This is a genomic window from Streptomyces sp. NPDC059788, from assembly GCF_042732265.1.
Classification (GTDB): Bacteria; Actinomycetota; Actinomycetes; order Streptomycetales; family Streptomycetaceae; genus Streptomyces.
Genome location: NZ_JBHWHY010000034.1, coordinates 24,488 through 39,457, shown reverse-complemented (window position 1 = coordinate 39,457; position 14,970 = coordinate 24,488). Strand labels below are relative to the sequence as shown.

Sequence of the window (14,970 nt, the reverse complement as noted above, 5' to 3'; positions counted from 1 at the left end):
AAGACTCTACAGCAGGTCAGGGGGTGCGGTCGAACTCGGTCCCGGTAGGACGCCGGGAGGGGCCCCGAGGCCGCTCACGCCTTGGGCACCGCCGCGTCCACGGCCTTCACGATCCGCTTGTCGGAGACCGGGTACGCCGTGCCGAGCGCGTGCGCGAAGTAGCTCACCCGCAGCTCCTCGATCATCCAGCGGATCTCCCGCGCCTCGACCGGCACCGGCCGCCCCTGGGGGTACTGCTCCAGCAGCCACGCGTACTCGTCCTGCATCTCCTTGACCTTCGCCATACGGGAGCGGTCCCGTTCGGCGTTGTTGGGGAGCTGCTGGAGGCGGCGGTCCACGGCGACCAGGTAGCGCATGAGGTCCGGCAGGCGCTTCGCGCCGTGCGCGGTCACGAAGCCGGGGCCGACGAGGGCGGCCAGCTGCTCCTTGATGTCCGTGAGGGACGGGAGCAGCGAGGGGAAGGAGGTGGCCTTGAGGCGGCGCTCGCACGCCTGCCATGCCGCCAGCACCTCCCGGACCTGCTGGACCGTCTTCATCGTGGCGTCCACCAGGTCGGCGCGCACCGCGTCGAAGAGCTTGCGGAAGGACTCCTCGTCCCAGGCCGGTCCGCCGTGCGCGGCGATCAGCCGGTCGGCGGCGGCGGTCACACAGTCCTCGAAGAGGGCCTGTATGGAGCCGTGGGGGTTCGCCGACAGGGCCAGTTTCTGCTGGTTGGTCAGCTTGCCCTGCGCGAACTTGGCTGGGTTGCTCGGAATGTTCAGCAAAATCAGCCGGCGGGTGCCGGTCCACATCGCCGTCCGCTGCTCCGCCTCGGTGTCGAAGAGGCGTACGGCGACGCTCGTGCCCTCGTCGACCAGCGCCGGGTACGCCTTCAGCGGCTGGCCCCCGCGCCGGGTCTCGAACGTGCGGGGCAGGGTGCCGAGCGTCCAGGAGGTCAGGCCGGTGCGCTGTTCCAGGCCGGCCGGCGCCGCGCCGCCCCCGGACGCGCCGTCCTTCGGGGGCCGCTCGGCGGCCTGGGCGAAGGCCTTGCTGAGGGCCGCCTGCGTCTTCGGCTTGAGGCGCAGGCGCAGTGCTTCGAGGTCCTTGGCCTCGGCCAGCTTGCGGCGGCGTTCGTCGATCACCCGGAACGTGATCTTCAGATGGTCGGGGACCCTGGCCGGGTCGAAGTCGGCCGGGTCGACCGGGACGCCGACCATCCGCTGGAGCCCGGCGGCCAGGGAGGTGATCAGCGAGCCCTGGAGGGGCACGGTCGAGTCCAGGAAGCGGGCGGCGAAGTTCGGTGCCGGTACGTAGTTGCGGCGGATCGGTTTGGGCAGCGAACGGATCAGTTCGGTCACCAACTGCTCGCGCAGGCCCGGAATCTGCCAGTCGAAGCCTTCGGACGTGACCTGGTTGAGCACCTGGAGGGGGATATGGACGGTCACGCCGTCCGCGTCCGCACCCGGCTCGAACTGGTACGTGACGCGGAACTTCAGCTTTCCCTGCCGCCAGGAATCCGGGTAGTCGTCCTTGGTGACGGCCTCGGCGGACTCGTTGATGAGCATGGAGTGCTCGAAGTTGAGCAGTTCCGGCTCGTCATGCCGCTTCTTCTTCCACCACGAGTCGAAGTGGGCACCCGAAACGACGTGTTCGGGCAGCCGCTGGTCGTAGAAGTCGAAGAGCGTCTCGTCGTCCACGAGGATGTCGCGCCGGCGGGCCCGGTGCTCCAGCTCCTCGACCTCGCCGAGCAGCTTGCGGTTGTCGTGGAAGAACTGGTGGTGGGTGCGCCAGTCGCCCTCGACCAGGGCGTTGCGGATGAACAGGTCCCGGGAGGTCTCCGGATCGATCCGCCCGTAGTTCACCTTCCGCTGGGCGACGATCGGCACGCCGTACAGCGTCACCCGCTCGTACGCCATCACCGCGGCCATCTTCTGTTCCCAGTGCGGCTCGCTGTACGTCCGCTTCACCAGGTGCTGGGCCAGCGGCTCGATCCACTCGGGCTCGATCTTGGCGTTCACCCGCGCCCACAGGCGGGAGGTCTCGACCAGCTCGGCGGACATGATCCAGCGCGGGGGCTTCTTGAAGAGCGCCGAGCCGGGGAAGACCGCGAACTTCGCGCTGCGGGCGCCCAGGTACTCGTTCTTGGCGTCGGTGTCCTTCAGTCCGATGTGCGAAAGCAAACCGGACAGCAGGGAGGTGTGGATGTGGTCGGGCGCCGCGTCCTGCTCGCTGAGGTGGACCCCCATCGTCTTGGCGACCGTACGCAGCTGCGAGTAGATGTCCTGCCACTCGCGTATGCGCAGGTAGTTCAGGAACTCGCTCCGGCACATGCGGCGGAACGCCGACGACGACAGCGCCTTCTGCTGTTCGCGCACGTACCGCCACAGGTTCAGGTACGCCAGGAAGTCACCGGTCTCGTCCTTGAAACGGGCGTGCTGCTGATCGGCCTGCTGCTGCTTGTCGGCGGGCCGCTCGCGCGGGTCCTGGATGGACAGGGCCGCCGCGATCACCATGACTTCGCGTACGCAGCCGTTGCGGTCGGCCTCCAGCACCATCCGGGCCAGCCGCGGGTCCACCGGCAGCTGGGCCAGCTTGCGCCCCATCTGGGTGAGCCGCTTCTTGGGGTCCTTCTGCTTCGGGTCGAGCGCGCCGAGCTCGTGCAGCAGGTCGACGCCGTCCTTGATGTTGCGGCGGTCCGGCGGGTCGATGAACGGGAACTTCTCGATGTCGCCGAGGCCGGCCGCGGTCATCTGCAGGATGACGGAGGCCAGGTTCGTCCGCAGGATCTCGGCGTCGGTGAACTCCGGCCGGGCGAGGAAGTCCTCCTCCGAATACAGCCGGATGCAGATGCCGTCGCTGGTACGGCCGCAGCGGCCCTTGCGCTGGTTGGCGCTGGCCTGCGAGACGGGCTCGATCGGCAGCCGCTGGACCTTGGTGCGGTAGCTGTACCGGGAGATCCGGGCCATGCCGGGGTCGATCACGTACCGGATGCCCGGCACGGTCAGCGAGGTCTCCGCGACGTTGGTCGCGAGCACGATCCGGCGGCCGGTGTGCCGCTGGAAGACGCGGTGCTGCTCGGCGTGCGACAGGCGCGCGTACAGCGGCAGCACCTCGGTCTGCGGCAGGTTCTTCTTGTTGAGCGCGTCCGCCGTGTCGCGGATCTCGCGCTCGCCGGAGAGGAAGACCAGGATGTCGCCGGGGCCCTCGCCGCGCAGCTCGTCCACGGCGTCGCAGATCGCGGTGATCTGGTCGCGGTCGCTGTCGGTGCCGCCCTCCTCCAGGAGCGGGCGGTAGCGGACCTCGACCGGGTACGTACGGCCGGAGACCTCGACGATCGGCGCGCCGGGGGCGGCGTCCGTCCCGCCGTCGTCGGCCCTGCCGCCCTCGTCCCGCTTCCCGTTCGCGTCCGCCCGCACGGCGGCGAACGAGCCGAAGTGCCGGGCGAAGCGCTCCGGATCGATGGTCGCGGAGGTGATGACGACCTTCAGGTCCGGCCGCCGGGGCAGCAGCTGCGCCAGGTACCCGAGGATGAAGTCGATGTTGAGGCTGCGCTCGTGGGCCTCGTCGATGATGATCGTGTCGTACTGGCGCAGCTCGCGGTCGGTCTGGATCTCCGCGAGCAGGATGCCGTCCGTCATCAGCTTCACGAGGGTCTCGGAGCCGACCTGGTCGGTGAAGCGCACCTTCCAGCCGACCGCCTCGCCCAGCGGGCTCTTCAGCTCCTCGGCGACCCGCTCGGCGACCGTGCGGGCCGCGATCCGGCGCGGCTGGGTGTGCCCGATCAGCCCCCGTACGCCGCGGCCCAGCTCCAGACAGATCTTCGGGATCTGGGTCGTCTTGCCGGACCCGGTCTCGCCCGCGACGATCACGACCTGGTGGTCGCGTATCGCCTCCAGGATCTCGTCCTTCTTCTGGCTGACCGGCAGCTGCTCCGGATACGCGATCGCGGGCACCGCGGCGCGGCGCTGCTCGACCCGCAGCTCCGCCTCCCCGATCCCGGCGTCGATCTCGGCGAGCACGGCCGCGCGGGCCTCGGGCTTACGAATCCGGCGCGCGCCGTCGAGCCGGCGCCCCAGCCGCTGCTGGTCGCGCAGCATCAGCTCGGGCAGCCGCTCCAGGAGAGCGGGCACAGTGGGGGCGGCACCGTCGGGCCGGGCGGAGGCAGGCTGACTGGACATACGCAACCCAGGATCTCACCTCCGTGAATACGGTGGCGAACGAATTGCGGCCGGGCGGACGCGGGTACGGGCCGCCGTACGGCCCCGGAAGCCTTCTCGTACGGGCCCGGGATCTGCGCCGTACGTCCCGCGAACCTTCGCCGGAACGCCCCGGAACTTCCGTCGGACACGCCGGGAATCCCGCCCCACACCCCCCGCCGCCCTCTTCGCACAGTGGGCCGACCACTAGGAGAATGTCCGGGTTAGGTGCTTTAGCGTGGCCTTATGTCTGATCAGCACGGTGACCACCCCCAGCCGCACGGCGCCCACGGACGGCCCCCCACCGCGGCCGAGAGATGGACCGCCTTCAAGAAGTCGCCGTTCCTGCCCGCCACCGTGCTGGTCTTCATCCTCGCCATCGCCGCCGGCCTCTTCGCGGGCTCGTACACGTACACCATGGCCAACCCGACCCCGCGGCACATCCCGACCGCCGTCGTCGGCCCGCCGGACTCCCCGCACGGCAAGGCCTTCGCCGCCGGCATGGAAAAGGCCCTGAACGCCTCCCTCCAGCTGCACGAGTACGACTCCTTCGCCGCAGCCAAGGAGGGCATCGAGGAACAGGAGGTCTTCGCGATCCTGCGGGTGCGGGACAAGGGCGTGGAGCTGGACGTGGCGGGGGCGGCGGGCGCCCAGGTGGCGCAGGTACTCGAACAGGCGGGTCCCAAGGTGGGTCAGGCCGTCGGCGTACCGGTCGAGGTCAAGGACCTCAAGCCGCTCCAGGAGGGCGACCCGCGCGGGCTCGCCCTCTTCTACATCTCGCTGGCCGCGGTGATCATCGGGTTCGTGGGCGCCATCCAGCTGAGCGTGCACGCGCGCGGCCTCAACCCGCTGGAACGGATCGCCTTCACCGTGCTGTACGCGCTGCTGGGCGCCTTCGCGATCGCCGCGGTCGTCGACTGGCTGCTGGGCGCGCTCGACCTGCCCTTCGTGGAGTCCTGGCTGATCCTGGCGCTGACGATGTTCACGTCCGGCATGGTCTTCACGATGTTCAACACCCTGATCGGGCGCTGGGCGATGATCCCCACGTGGGGCCTGATGGTGCTGCTGGGCAACCCGTCCTCGGGCGGCGCGGTCTCCTGGCCGCTGCTGCCGTCCGTCCTCGGGCACATCGGCCGCTGGCTGCCGCCGGGCGCCTCGGTCAACGCGCAGCACACGGCCGTCTACTTCGGCGGCTCGCAGCACGTCTTCCCGTTCCTGGTGCTGGCGGGCTGGGCGCTGGTCTCGTGCGCGGTCTTCTGGACCTGGCGGCACCGGCACCCCGGCGGGCGCGAGGTGGGCGCGCTCACGTCGGGCGCGCACAAGGCGGGCGGGCCGGGCCCGCAGGACGCGGCGGGCGCGCCGGGCGCCTGATGTGGCGCGGGGCCGGAACCCCTGGCGGGACCACCGGCCCCGGTACGCCCGCCCGGGTCCCGGTCCCGGGACGAACCGCCCGGACGACGAAAGCCGACGACGAAAGCGGACAATGAAAAAGGCCCCGATCCGAAGATCGGGGCCTTTTCCCACTGCTGGTGGCTGGGGCCGGGGTCGAACCGGCGACCTATCGCTTTTCAGGCGATCGCTCGTACCAACTGAGCTACCCAGCCACAGCGGTCCTGACGGGATTTGAACCCGCGGCCTCCACCTTGACAGGGTGGCGAGCACTCCAAACTGCTCCACAGGACCTTGCACTGTGCGAGATCAGGCGTACCTAGTCTCGCACACGGTAATGCGTGCCCCCAACGGGATTCGAACCCGTGCTACCGCCTTGAAAGGGCGGCGTCCTGGGCCACTAGACGATGAGGGCTGATGGCCCGCCTTGGTGCCTTGTGGGGCGCCGTCGGGGACGTGAGAAGCATATGGGATGCAGGGACCGTTCGCCAAAACGGTTTGTTCGAGTCCCCCGGCGAGGGACTCGCCGGGGTGGCCGGGACGGGCGTACAGCTGTGCGGCCCGGCCACCCCGCGGGCCTACGGGGAGCCTGGGGAGGGCGTGCCGGGCGGGGACGAGGAGGCCTTCGGGGAGCGCGCGCCCGGGGACCCGGTGTCCGGCGACGGCGTGGCACCCGGCCGGTTCCCCTGCGGCAGGTGGCGGCTGACCTCGGCCTTCGACAGCCCGAGCCCGCCGAGCGTGATCTCGTCCCACGCCTGGAGCAGCCGGGTCCTGCGGTCCAGGTAGAGGACGGACGCCTGTACGGGCGCGGGCTTCTTGCCCTGCACCGCGCGCAGCCCGCCCCCACCCGTGGAGCCCTCGACCATCAGCCGGGTGCCACGGGGGAGCACACTGTTCTCGCGGTGGTGGATGTGCCCGGCGAGGGCCAGCGGGGCCAGGCCGTCCGCCTCGGTCGCCGCCACCGGGTTGTGCGCCAGCGCGATGTCCACAGGGGTGCCCGCGAGCCGCTGCGTACGGAGCGAGTCGGCCAGCCTGCCGCCCGCCGTGCGCTCGGAGAAGTCGCCTTCCGCGACGACCGAGCGGTCCGGCGTGAACTGCGGGTCGCCGACGCCCGCGATACGCAGCCCGCCGACATCGACGGCCCGGCCCCCGTCGAGGACCGTGGTGTTCTTGCGGGTGGCCAGGTACTTCTGCGTCGTGGCGGAGTCGTGGTTGCCGCGCACCCACACGTACGGCGCGCCGAGCGTGGCGACCGGGTCCAGGAAGGCGTTCTCGGCGGCCGAGCCGTGGTCCATGGTGTCGCCGGTGTCGATGATGACGTCGATCTTGTACTGCTTGACCAGCGACTTGATGATCTGCCAGGCCGCCGGGTTCAGATGGATGTCGGAGACGTGCAGCACGCGGATCGTGGTGGGGTCGGGCTCGTACGCGGGCAGGGTCGAGGTGGCTTCGTACAGCTTGGTCACGTTTGTCACCAGGCGGGCCAACTCCCGCTGGTAGACGTCGAACTCGCTGACGATGTTGCGGGCGTTGCCGACCACCGAGGGCGCCGAGGACAGCAGTCCGGAGAACTTCGGTTCCAGGACGGACTTCGGATTCCAGGTGGCGTACGCGGCGGCGCCCGACGAGGCCAGCAGCGCGAGCGCCAGTCCGCCGGCGGCCAGCGCGCGGCGCGGCCTGCGGTAGACGGCCAGGCCCAGTGCGGTGGCGCCGGAGACCACCGCGACGCAGGACCGGAAGGCGAGGGTCCCGGCGCCGCTGACGACGTCGCGGGTGACCTGCTCCTGGAGGCCGGCGAACCGTTCGGGGTGGTCGACCAGGGCCTGGGACCGCACGGGGTCCAGCTGGTCGACATCGACGTCGAGGCGGATCGGCGCGTAGTGGCTGCGCAGCTCCAGCGCGCCCAGCGGCGAGACGTTGATCTTCGTGCCGCCGGAGAGCGACGGGCGCAGTGTCATGTTCGTGTCCACCGGCCCCACCGGAGCGTGGATGCTGCCGACGATCAGCAGCCCGAGCCAGGCCCCGAGGAGGGTGACGGCGATCAGGCCGAGAGCACGGGCGTACGGGTGTGGGGTGTGGGTGAGGGTGCTGGTGGGGGCGGTGTGGTGGGAGCGGTAGTCGCGGAGGAGGGCGGCGGGAAAGCCCCGTATCCGGCCGAGCGAGGCGCGGAGCAGCCGGAGCACGGGGGAGCCGGGGGAGGAGTCCCCGGGCGGCGCGACACGGGCCATTGGGCGCGTATTCCCGGGCGTCCCGCCCGCCATGCCCGGGAATGGGCCCCGGTACGGGCCGGTGCGCGGGCGCGGGCCGCTTCCCGGGGCGGCGTCGCGCGCTACCGCTGCCGTGCGGGTGGCGTGGCGGACAATGGGTGGTGTGCTGGAGATGACGCGCGAGGAGTTCGAGGAACTGGTGGCCGAGGCGCTGGACCGGATCCCGCCGGAGCTGACACGGCTGATGGACAACGTGGCGGTGTTCGTCGAGGACGAACCACCGGCCGAGGACCCCGACCTCCTGGGGCTCTACGAGGGGACGCCGCTGACCGACCGGGGCGAGTGGTACGCGGGCGTGCTGCCCGACCGGATCACCGTCTACCGCAATCCGACGCTGCGGATGTGCGACACACGGGAGGACGTGGTGGCGGAGACGGAAGTGACCGTCGTGCACGAAATCGCACATCACTTCGGGATCGACGACGAGCGGCTGCACGCGCTGGGGTACGGCTGACCGGCCCGGCGGTGCGGGCGTACGGGCGGGGCGGATCGGCCGTGGTCACGGCTCCCGGGGCGGGGTCGGTGGCCGGACGGGGCGGCCGGTTCGTGGCATTCGTGGCGTTCGGGGTGGTGCCGTCGGCGCGCGGGGCGGGGATCGGGGGCGGATGCGGCGGATCTCGTGCGTGCGGCGCGTGTCCTCGGGCGGCTGGCGGGAGTTGGGCAGGGCGTTCATCTCCGCAGTCTCCGCGCTCCGGATCCGGAGGTCCCGCCCGTGCGCCCGATCGCTTCCCCCCTTCCCGGCCCGGCCCTGACCCGTCTCGCCGCCGCCATGGCCGCCGCCTCGGCCCTGGCCGCGTCGCTGAGCGGCTGCATGAGCGTGAGCGACGCGGAACCGCCCCGGCCCTCCGGCTCCGCCGCGCGGCACGACGGCGGTCCGGCGCCGGACGGCGGGACGGTGGACAGCCGCGGCGGGAGCCCGGACCGTACGGGGCGGCCGGGTGGCGCGCACGGCGTGGAGGGGCATGCGGGGGCGCCCGCGAAGGACCACACGCCGTCGAAGGATGATGCGGAACCGGAGCCCGAGCCCGCGTCGGGCGCCGCGCCCGGCCCCGAACAGCCAGGACCGCCCGGTACCGGCCCCGCCGCCCCCGCACCGGCGCGCCCGAGCGGCGGCCGGCCCTCGGCGTCGTCCCAGCCGCCCCGTACGACCCCGACCGCGAAGCCGACGCCGAGCGCGAGCCCGGACCCGCAGCCGAGTTCCCCCGCGCCGACCCCGTCCTCCGCGCCGCCCGCCCCCTCGAACCCCGAGGCCTCGGGATAGCGGGGCGGCGAGGCGGCGGCGACCGGGGGCGTGGGGCCGGGGGAGTCGTACGGCCGTCGGTGGGGTGGTGGCGCGGTGCGGCGTCGGCGCGGGTTCCGGGGGATGCCGGGGCGCCGGAGGTGCGGGTGACCCCGGTGGGGAACGGGGGTTCGGGACGGCATTTGCCTTCCGGGGGCCGGAGTGAGTATGGTGGTAGATCGTTTGATCCCATTTGCCCGGCGCATGATGCAGCGCCGTGTGGCGCGTTCTCTCCCTTGCCGTGGCTGACCGCATTGAGGCGGTCGTTTGTGAAGTCTCACGGAGTTTGGGCGCGTGCCTGTGCCGAGACTCCGGAAGGTTTCGCATTTCGCATGTCTGTTTCCACTGATCAGTCCGTCCTGCCCGCAGACGCCGAGCAGGCCCCGCAGCAGGAGCTGCCGCAGGACCAGGCCGTCGTCGAGACGGCCGCCGAGGCGACCGAGGCCGCGGTGACCGAGGCCGAGCCCGCCGAGGACGAGGCCCCGCAGATCACCTTCGCCGACCTCGGCCTCGACGAGAAGATCGTCCGCAAGCTGGCCCAGAACGGTGTCACCACCCCGTTCCCCATCCAGGCCGCGACCATCCCGGACGCCATCGCCGGGCGCGACATCCTCGGCCGCGGCCGTACCGGCTCCGGCAAGACCCTCTCCTTCGGTCTGCCGCTGCTGACCCGCCTGGCCGGCGGCCACACCGAGAAGAAGCGCCCGCGCGGCGTCATCCTCACCCCGACCCGTGAGCTGGCCATGCAGGTCAGCGACGCGCTGCAGCCGTACGGCGACGTCCTGGGCCTCAAGCTCAAGGTCGTCTGCGGCGGTACGTCCATGGGCAACCAGATCTACGCGCTGGAGCGCGGCGTCGACGTCCTCGTCGCCACCCCCGGCCGGCTGCGCGACATCATCAACCGCGGCGCCTGCTCGCTGGACGACGTCGAGGTCGCCGTCCTGGACGAGGCCGACCAGATGGCCGACCTGGGCTTCCTGCCCGAGGTCACCGAGCTGCTCGACCTGGTGCCGACCGGCGGCCAGCGGATGCTCTTCTCCGCCACGATGGAGAACGAGATCGGCACCCTGGTCAAGCGCTACCTGACCAACCCGGTCAGCCACGAGGTCGACGCGGCCCAGGGCGCGGTCACGACCATGACCCACCACGTCCTCGTCGTGAAGCCGAAGGACAAGGCGCCGGTCACCGCCGCCATCGCCGCCCGCAAGGGCCGCACCATCATCTTCGTCCGCACCCAGCTCGGCGCCGACCGCGTCGCCGAGCAGCTGTGCGACTCCGGTGTGCGCGCCGACGCGCTGCACGGCGGTATGACGCAGGGCGCGCGGACCCGCACGCTGGCCGACTTCAAGGACGGCTACGTCAACGTCCTCGTCGCCACCGACGTCGCCGCCCGCGGCATCCACGTCGACGGCATCGACCTGGTCCTGAACGTGGACCCGGCCGGCGACCACAAGGACTACCTGCACCGTTCCGGCCGTACCGCCCGCGCGGGCCAGTCCGGCACGGTCGTCTCGCTGGCCCTGCCGCACCAGCGCCGCCAGATCTTCCGCCTCATGGAGGACGCGGGCGTGGACGCCTCGCGCCACATCGTCGGCGGCGCCGGCGCCTTCGACGAGGACGTGGCCCGGATCACCGGCGCCCGGTCGCTGACCGAGGTGCAGGCCGACTCCGCGACCAACTCCGCCAAGCAGGCCGAGCGCGAGGCGCAGGAGCTCTCCCGTGAGCTGGAGCGGGCGCAGCGCCGGGCGACCGAGCTGCGCGAGGAGGCCAACCGGCTGACCGCCCGCGCCGCGCGCGAGCGGGGCGAGGACCCGGCGGAGGCGCTGGCCGCCGCCGAGGCCGCCGTGGAGGAGGCCGCGGCCGAGGCCGTCGTGCCGGCCCAGGCCGCTCCCGAGGCCGACGAGGCGTCGCGCCGTTCCACGTACCGCGACGAGCGGGGCAACTACGAGCGCCGGGACCGCCGGGACAACGACCGCGGTGACCGTGGCGACCGGGGTGACCGTGGCGGCTTCCGTCGCGACGACCGCTCCGGTGGCGGCTTCAACCGCGACCGTCGCGACGACCGTGGTGACCGCGGCGACCGCGGTGGCTTCAACCGTGACCGCCGTGACGACCGCTCGGGCGGCGGCTTCCGCCGCGACGACCGCTCCGGCGGTGGCTTCAACCGCGACCGCCGGGACAACGACCGTGGCGACCGGGGTGACCGTGGCGGCTTCCGTCGCGACGACCGTTCCGGTGGCGGCTTCAACCGCGACCGCCGTGACGACCGCTCCGGTGGCGGCTTCCGTCGCGACGACCGCTCCGGCGGTGGCTTCAACCGCGACCGCGGCGACCGCCCGAACCGTTCCTTCAACCGCGACGACCGCTCCGGCGGCCGCTCCTCCGGCGGCTACCGCTCCGGCGGCGGCGACCGTCCGTACAACCGCGACCGCCGCGACGACCGCCCCTCCTCGGGCGGCTACCGCTCGGGCGGCGGCGACCGTCCGCACGGCCGCCGCGACGACCACCGCGGCCACGGCACCGGCTCCTTCGGCCGCCGTGAGGACAAGCCGCGCTGGAAGCGCAACGGCTGACGAAGTCCGTGACGTCCGACAGACGTCATGATCTGTGACCGCGGGGCCCGCGCCGCACGTCCGTACTCCCGTACGGCGTGCCGCGCGGGCCCCGCGTCTCAACTCCAGCCCCCGAGCGGCCCTTTGACCGCACCCCTCGCCGCACATCGGCTCCGCGCGCCGCGTCCGCCCCGAAGCGGACGCCGCCCCTCCGGCAGCCCGATGGCCAATGCCTTCGGGCTGCGGCGGGTACGCGGGCTATGCTGCTCGGTGCGGGCCATTAGCTCAATTGGCAGAGCAGTGGACTTTTAATCCATTGGTTCAGGGTTCGAGCCCCTGATGGCCCACCAGGTACGAACCGGAGGCGAGCCCTCCGGGCCGCCGCACAGCGCCCCCGCCGGGACCACCGGCCGGGGCGCTGTCGCGTTCGCGGGGCCGTGCCGAGTGGCGTACGGGGCCGGGCCGCTGCCTTCGCCGGGCCCGTATGACCCGTCCGGCCCAATCTGATTCGCCGCGCGGCCCGTCAGCGGAAAGCCTTGGGACGGCGACGGTGTTCGTACGGACGGGCGCGCGGGAGTGGGAGGCAGGCCGGTGCGGGTGCGTCGAGGCGGCAGGGGCCGTACGGGCGAACGGGAGCGGCGGCGGCGCCGTTCCGGCATGTCGCCGTTCGGGCGGCAGCTGGTCTGCTGGCTGCCGCTGATCCTGCTCGTGGCGGGGCTGATCTTCGACAGCGGCACGCCCGCCCGGTACACGGCCGCGCCGTTCTTCTCCGCCGCGCCGCTGGTGGCGGCGCCGCTGTACTCGCTGCGCAGTACGGCCGTCGTCGCGGTGGTCGCCGTCGTCGCCGAGATCTGGGTCATCACGTACCACGGGGGACGCGACACCAACCAGTCGTTCACCGAGGGCCTGACCGTCCTCGTCGTCGCCGTCCTCGCGCTGGGCATCAACCGGGTCGTACGGATGAGCGACGCCCGGCTCGCCTCCGTACGGGACGTGGCGGAGGCGGCTCAGCGGGCCCTGCTGCCGACGCCCGCCGAGCGGATCGGCGGGCTGACGGTCGCGGCGCGGTACGTGGCCGCGCAGGCCGACGCCCGTATCGGAGGCGACCTGTACGCGGTCCAGGACACCCCGTACGGCGTACGGCTGATCGTCGGCGACGTACGGGGCAAGGGCCTGGAGGCGGTGGAGGCCGCGGTGATCGTCATCGGCGCCTTCCGGGAGGCGGCCGAGCAGGAGGCCACTCTGGAGGCGGTGGCCGGGCGGCTGGAGCGCGCGCTGCAACGCGAGGGCAGCCGACGGGAGGGCCTGGACCAGTTCGAGGGGTTCACGACGGCCGTACTGGCGGAGCTGCCCTCGGACGAGCACGCGGCGCTGCGCGTCCTCAACCGCGGCCACCCGGCGCCGCTGCTGCTGGCGCCCGACGGCGAGCTGTGCGAGCTGGCCCCTAAGACGCCCGCGCTGCCCCTCGGCATGAGCGAGGTGGCGGGCTGGCCGGACCGGGCCGACGAGACGTCCTTCCCCGCGGGCTCGATCCTCCTGCTCTTCACCGACGGCGTGACCGAGGCCCGGGACGCCGACAGCGTCTTCTACGAGCCGGCGGTGCGGCTGCGCGGCCGGGTGTGGTCCTGCGACGGCCCGGAAGCGCTGCTGGACGCGCTGGTGGCGGACGTGGCGGCGCACACGGGCGGGGAGACGGCGGACGACATGGCGTTGCTGGCGGTGCAGCGCCCGGGGCGGGGGTGAGGGGCGGGGGACCGGTTCACGCCCGTTCCTGGGCCACCGCCCCGGTCACAGCCACTGGAGGCTCTGCCCGTGCTGGCCCGCCAGGGCGACCGGCCGTTCGTCCAGGGCCAGGGTCAGCAGCAGCTCCGTGACCTGGAGGGGGTGCGCGGGCTGGGGCGTGACGATCCAGGGGAGGGCCGAGTGGTGCTCGTTGGATACCCAGTGCCCGGGACGGTCGCGTTCCCGGACCACGGACCGTACGAGCCGGGCGAACTCCTCGCGACGCGCCATTGGGAGGTAGGTGAGTACGGAGGTGTGGAAGACGACGAGCGTCGCCGTGGGCGGGGCCTCGGCGGCCAGCGCGGGCAGCGCCTCGATCAGGTCGCCGCGCACGATACGGGGGCGCGGCGCGGACCGTACCGCCTCTATGGCGGCCCGCTGCCGCCGTACCCGGTCGTCGGTGGCGCCGGGCCAGATGAGGGCCTCCAGCCAGCGGACGTCGTCGGGGTCGGCCGGATCGAGGGGGTTGAGGTCGATGCCCGCGCGCCAGGCGATGTCCGGGACGCGGTCGGGTACGGGGGTGCCCGGGGCCGTACGGCAGGGGAGGACGGCCGCGCTGTCCGGGGCCCCGAACTCCGGCCGGTCGTCGTAGCGGTAGCGGTAGCGGTCCGGGTGCAGGCACAGGCCGGCCGACGCGCCGACCTCCAGGAGCGCCAGCGGCTGGGGGAGCCGGGCGAGGAGGGGGAGGAGGGTCGCGCAGCGGGCCGGTTCGTTGGTCTGCGTCAGGCGCCGCATGATCACGGCCCGGACGTCCTCCCAGTGGCGCAGGGTCCACTCGCGCCAGCCGCGGTACGCCGCGTCGCCGCGCGGGCCCTGCTCCGCGTACGGGCCGTCGAGGTAGCGGACCGCGGCGAACAGGAGCTTGGGCTGCTGCTTGTTGCCGGCGGGCAGGGAGCGTACGAGGTGGTCGCAGAACTCGGGGTCGTGGCCGATCCGCGCGGCCAGCTCCTCGTGGGCGTCGGATTGCCCCCGCGCCTGGTACCAGGCGAAGTCCACGTACCGATCCGCCAGTGCCTGCACGCTGTTGACGACCATGATCAGACGTTACTGCCCTCACGCGGCGTAATCTCCGGGCACCCCTGTGCATAACAACTACCGCACAATCGCGTCTCATGGGTTTGGCGGCCGTTCGGCAACTCGCCCTGATTGATGCACTGATGACGGTTTAAGTCCTGGCCAAAGCCATCCCAAATCGCCCATGGATTCGTCGGAACGCTTGGTATCCGGCCCGGGTTTCTATTACAGTCCGATAACGCAGCGCGGTCGTCCCAGCCGTCGCAAGAGGCGGCACCGTGCGCCGACGCCTAATCCCGTCAGCAGGTTCACAACTGAATCACCGTTGGGTCACCGCTGGACCGGTCTGCGGGCCGGAGCCCGACCGGCGTGTGCCCTGGGAACCGGGCAACCACCACCTTGGGGAGCGCCGGGCGACCGCCGACCCGTCGGAAGCCGCCCGCCGTCGTAGGAGACCTTCCTGCTCCGAACTTCCCGCGCCTGACGGCTCCGGAGAGGCCACCTCCTCCGGT

Annotated in this window: 8 protein-coding genes and 4 tRNA genes; 6 read left to right on the top strand and 6 right to left on the bottom strand. The window is 72.3% G+C overall.

The window, feature by feature from the left end; translation table 11 throughout:
• Positions 1-74: 74 nt before the first annotated feature.
• Positions 75-4,157 (bottom strand): ATP-dependent RNA helicase HrpA, encoded by a 4,083-nt coding sequence (gene hrpA, locus ACFV57_RS27620; RefSeq protein ID WP_385237837.1) that lies wholly within the window; start codon positions 4,155-4,157, stop codon positions 75-77.
• A gap of 264 nt (positions 4,158-4,421) precedes the next feature.
• Between hrpA and ACFV57_RS27615 the strand changes: the two genes are divergently transcribed.
• Entirely contained in the window at positions 4,422-5,546 is a 1,125-nt protein-coding gene (locus tag ACFV57_RS27615) for an ABC transporter permease (protein WP_385237835.1), read from the top strand.
• Positions 5,547-5,702: 156 nt separating this feature from the next.
• Here the strand turns inward: ACFV57_RS27615 and ACFV57_RS27610 are convergent.
• The 4 genes from ACFV57_RS27610 to ACFV57_RS27595 form a co-directional block, all read right to left on the bottom strand.
• A tRNA-Phe gene (locus ACFV57_RS27610) sits at positions 5,703-5,779 on the bottom strand.
• 4 nt (positions 5,780-5,783) lie between these two features.
• Positions 5,784-5,858, bottom strand: a tRNA-Asp gene (locus ACFV57_RS27605).
• A 48-nt stretch (positions 5,859-5,906) separates the two neighbouring features.
• Positions 5,907-5,979, bottom strand: a tRNA-Glu gene (locus ACFV57_RS27600).
• 163 nt (positions 5,980-6,142) lie between these two features.
• Positions 6,143-7,792 (bottom strand): metallophosphoesterase, encoded by a 1,650-nt coding sequence (locus tag ACFV57_RS27595; protein ID WP_385237833.1) that lies wholly within the window; start codon positions 7,790-7,792, stop codon positions 6,143-6,145.
• A 142-nt stretch (positions 7,793-7,934) separates the two neighbouring features.
• On the opposite strand from ACFV57_RS27595, the gene ACFV57_RS27590 reads away from it, so the two are divergent.
• From ACFV57_RS27590 to ACFV57_RS27570, 5 genes are all read left to right on the top strand, one after another.
• Positions 7,935-8,285 carry a metallopeptidase family protein gene (locus tag ACFV57_RS27590; protein WP_385237831.1) on the top strand — a complete coding sequence of 117 codons (351 nt, stop codon included), beginning with the start codon at positions 7,935-7,937 and terminating at the stop codon, positions 8,283-8,285.
• A gap of 258 nt (positions 8,286-8,543) precedes the next feature.
• On the top strand, positions 8,544-9,092 hold the full coding sequence (locus ACFV57_RS27585) for a hypothetical protein (RefSeq protein WP_385237829.1): 549 nt from the start codon (positions 8,544-8,546) through the stop codon (positions 9,090-9,092).
• 350 nt (positions 9,093-9,442) lie between these two features.
• A complete protein-coding gene (locus tag ACFV57_RS27580) occupies positions 9,443-11,683 on the top strand; it encodes a DEAD/DEAH box helicase (RefSeq protein ID WP_385237827.1) in 2,241 nt (746 codons plus the stop codon).
• Between the two features lie 253 nt (positions 11,684-11,936).
• Positions 11,937-12,012 (top strand) — tRNA-Lys (locus ACFV57_RS27575).
• A gap of 307 nt (positions 12,013-12,319) precedes the next feature.
• Positions 12,320-13,405 (top strand): PP2C family protein-serine/threonine phosphatase, encoded by a 1,086-nt coding sequence (locus tag ACFV57_RS27570; protein WP_385237955.1) that lies wholly within the window; start codon positions 12,320-12,322, stop codon positions 13,403-13,405.
• Positions 13,406-13,450: 45 nt separating this feature from the next.
• Here ACFV57_RS27570 and ACFV57_RS27565 read toward each other — a convergent pair whose 3' ends face one another.
• Entirely contained in the window at positions 13,451-14,479 is a 1,029-nt protein-coding gene (locus ACFV57_RS27565) for a DUF2332 family protein (protein ID WP_385237825.1), read from the bottom strand.
• Positions 14,480-14,970 lie beyond the last annotated feature (491 nt).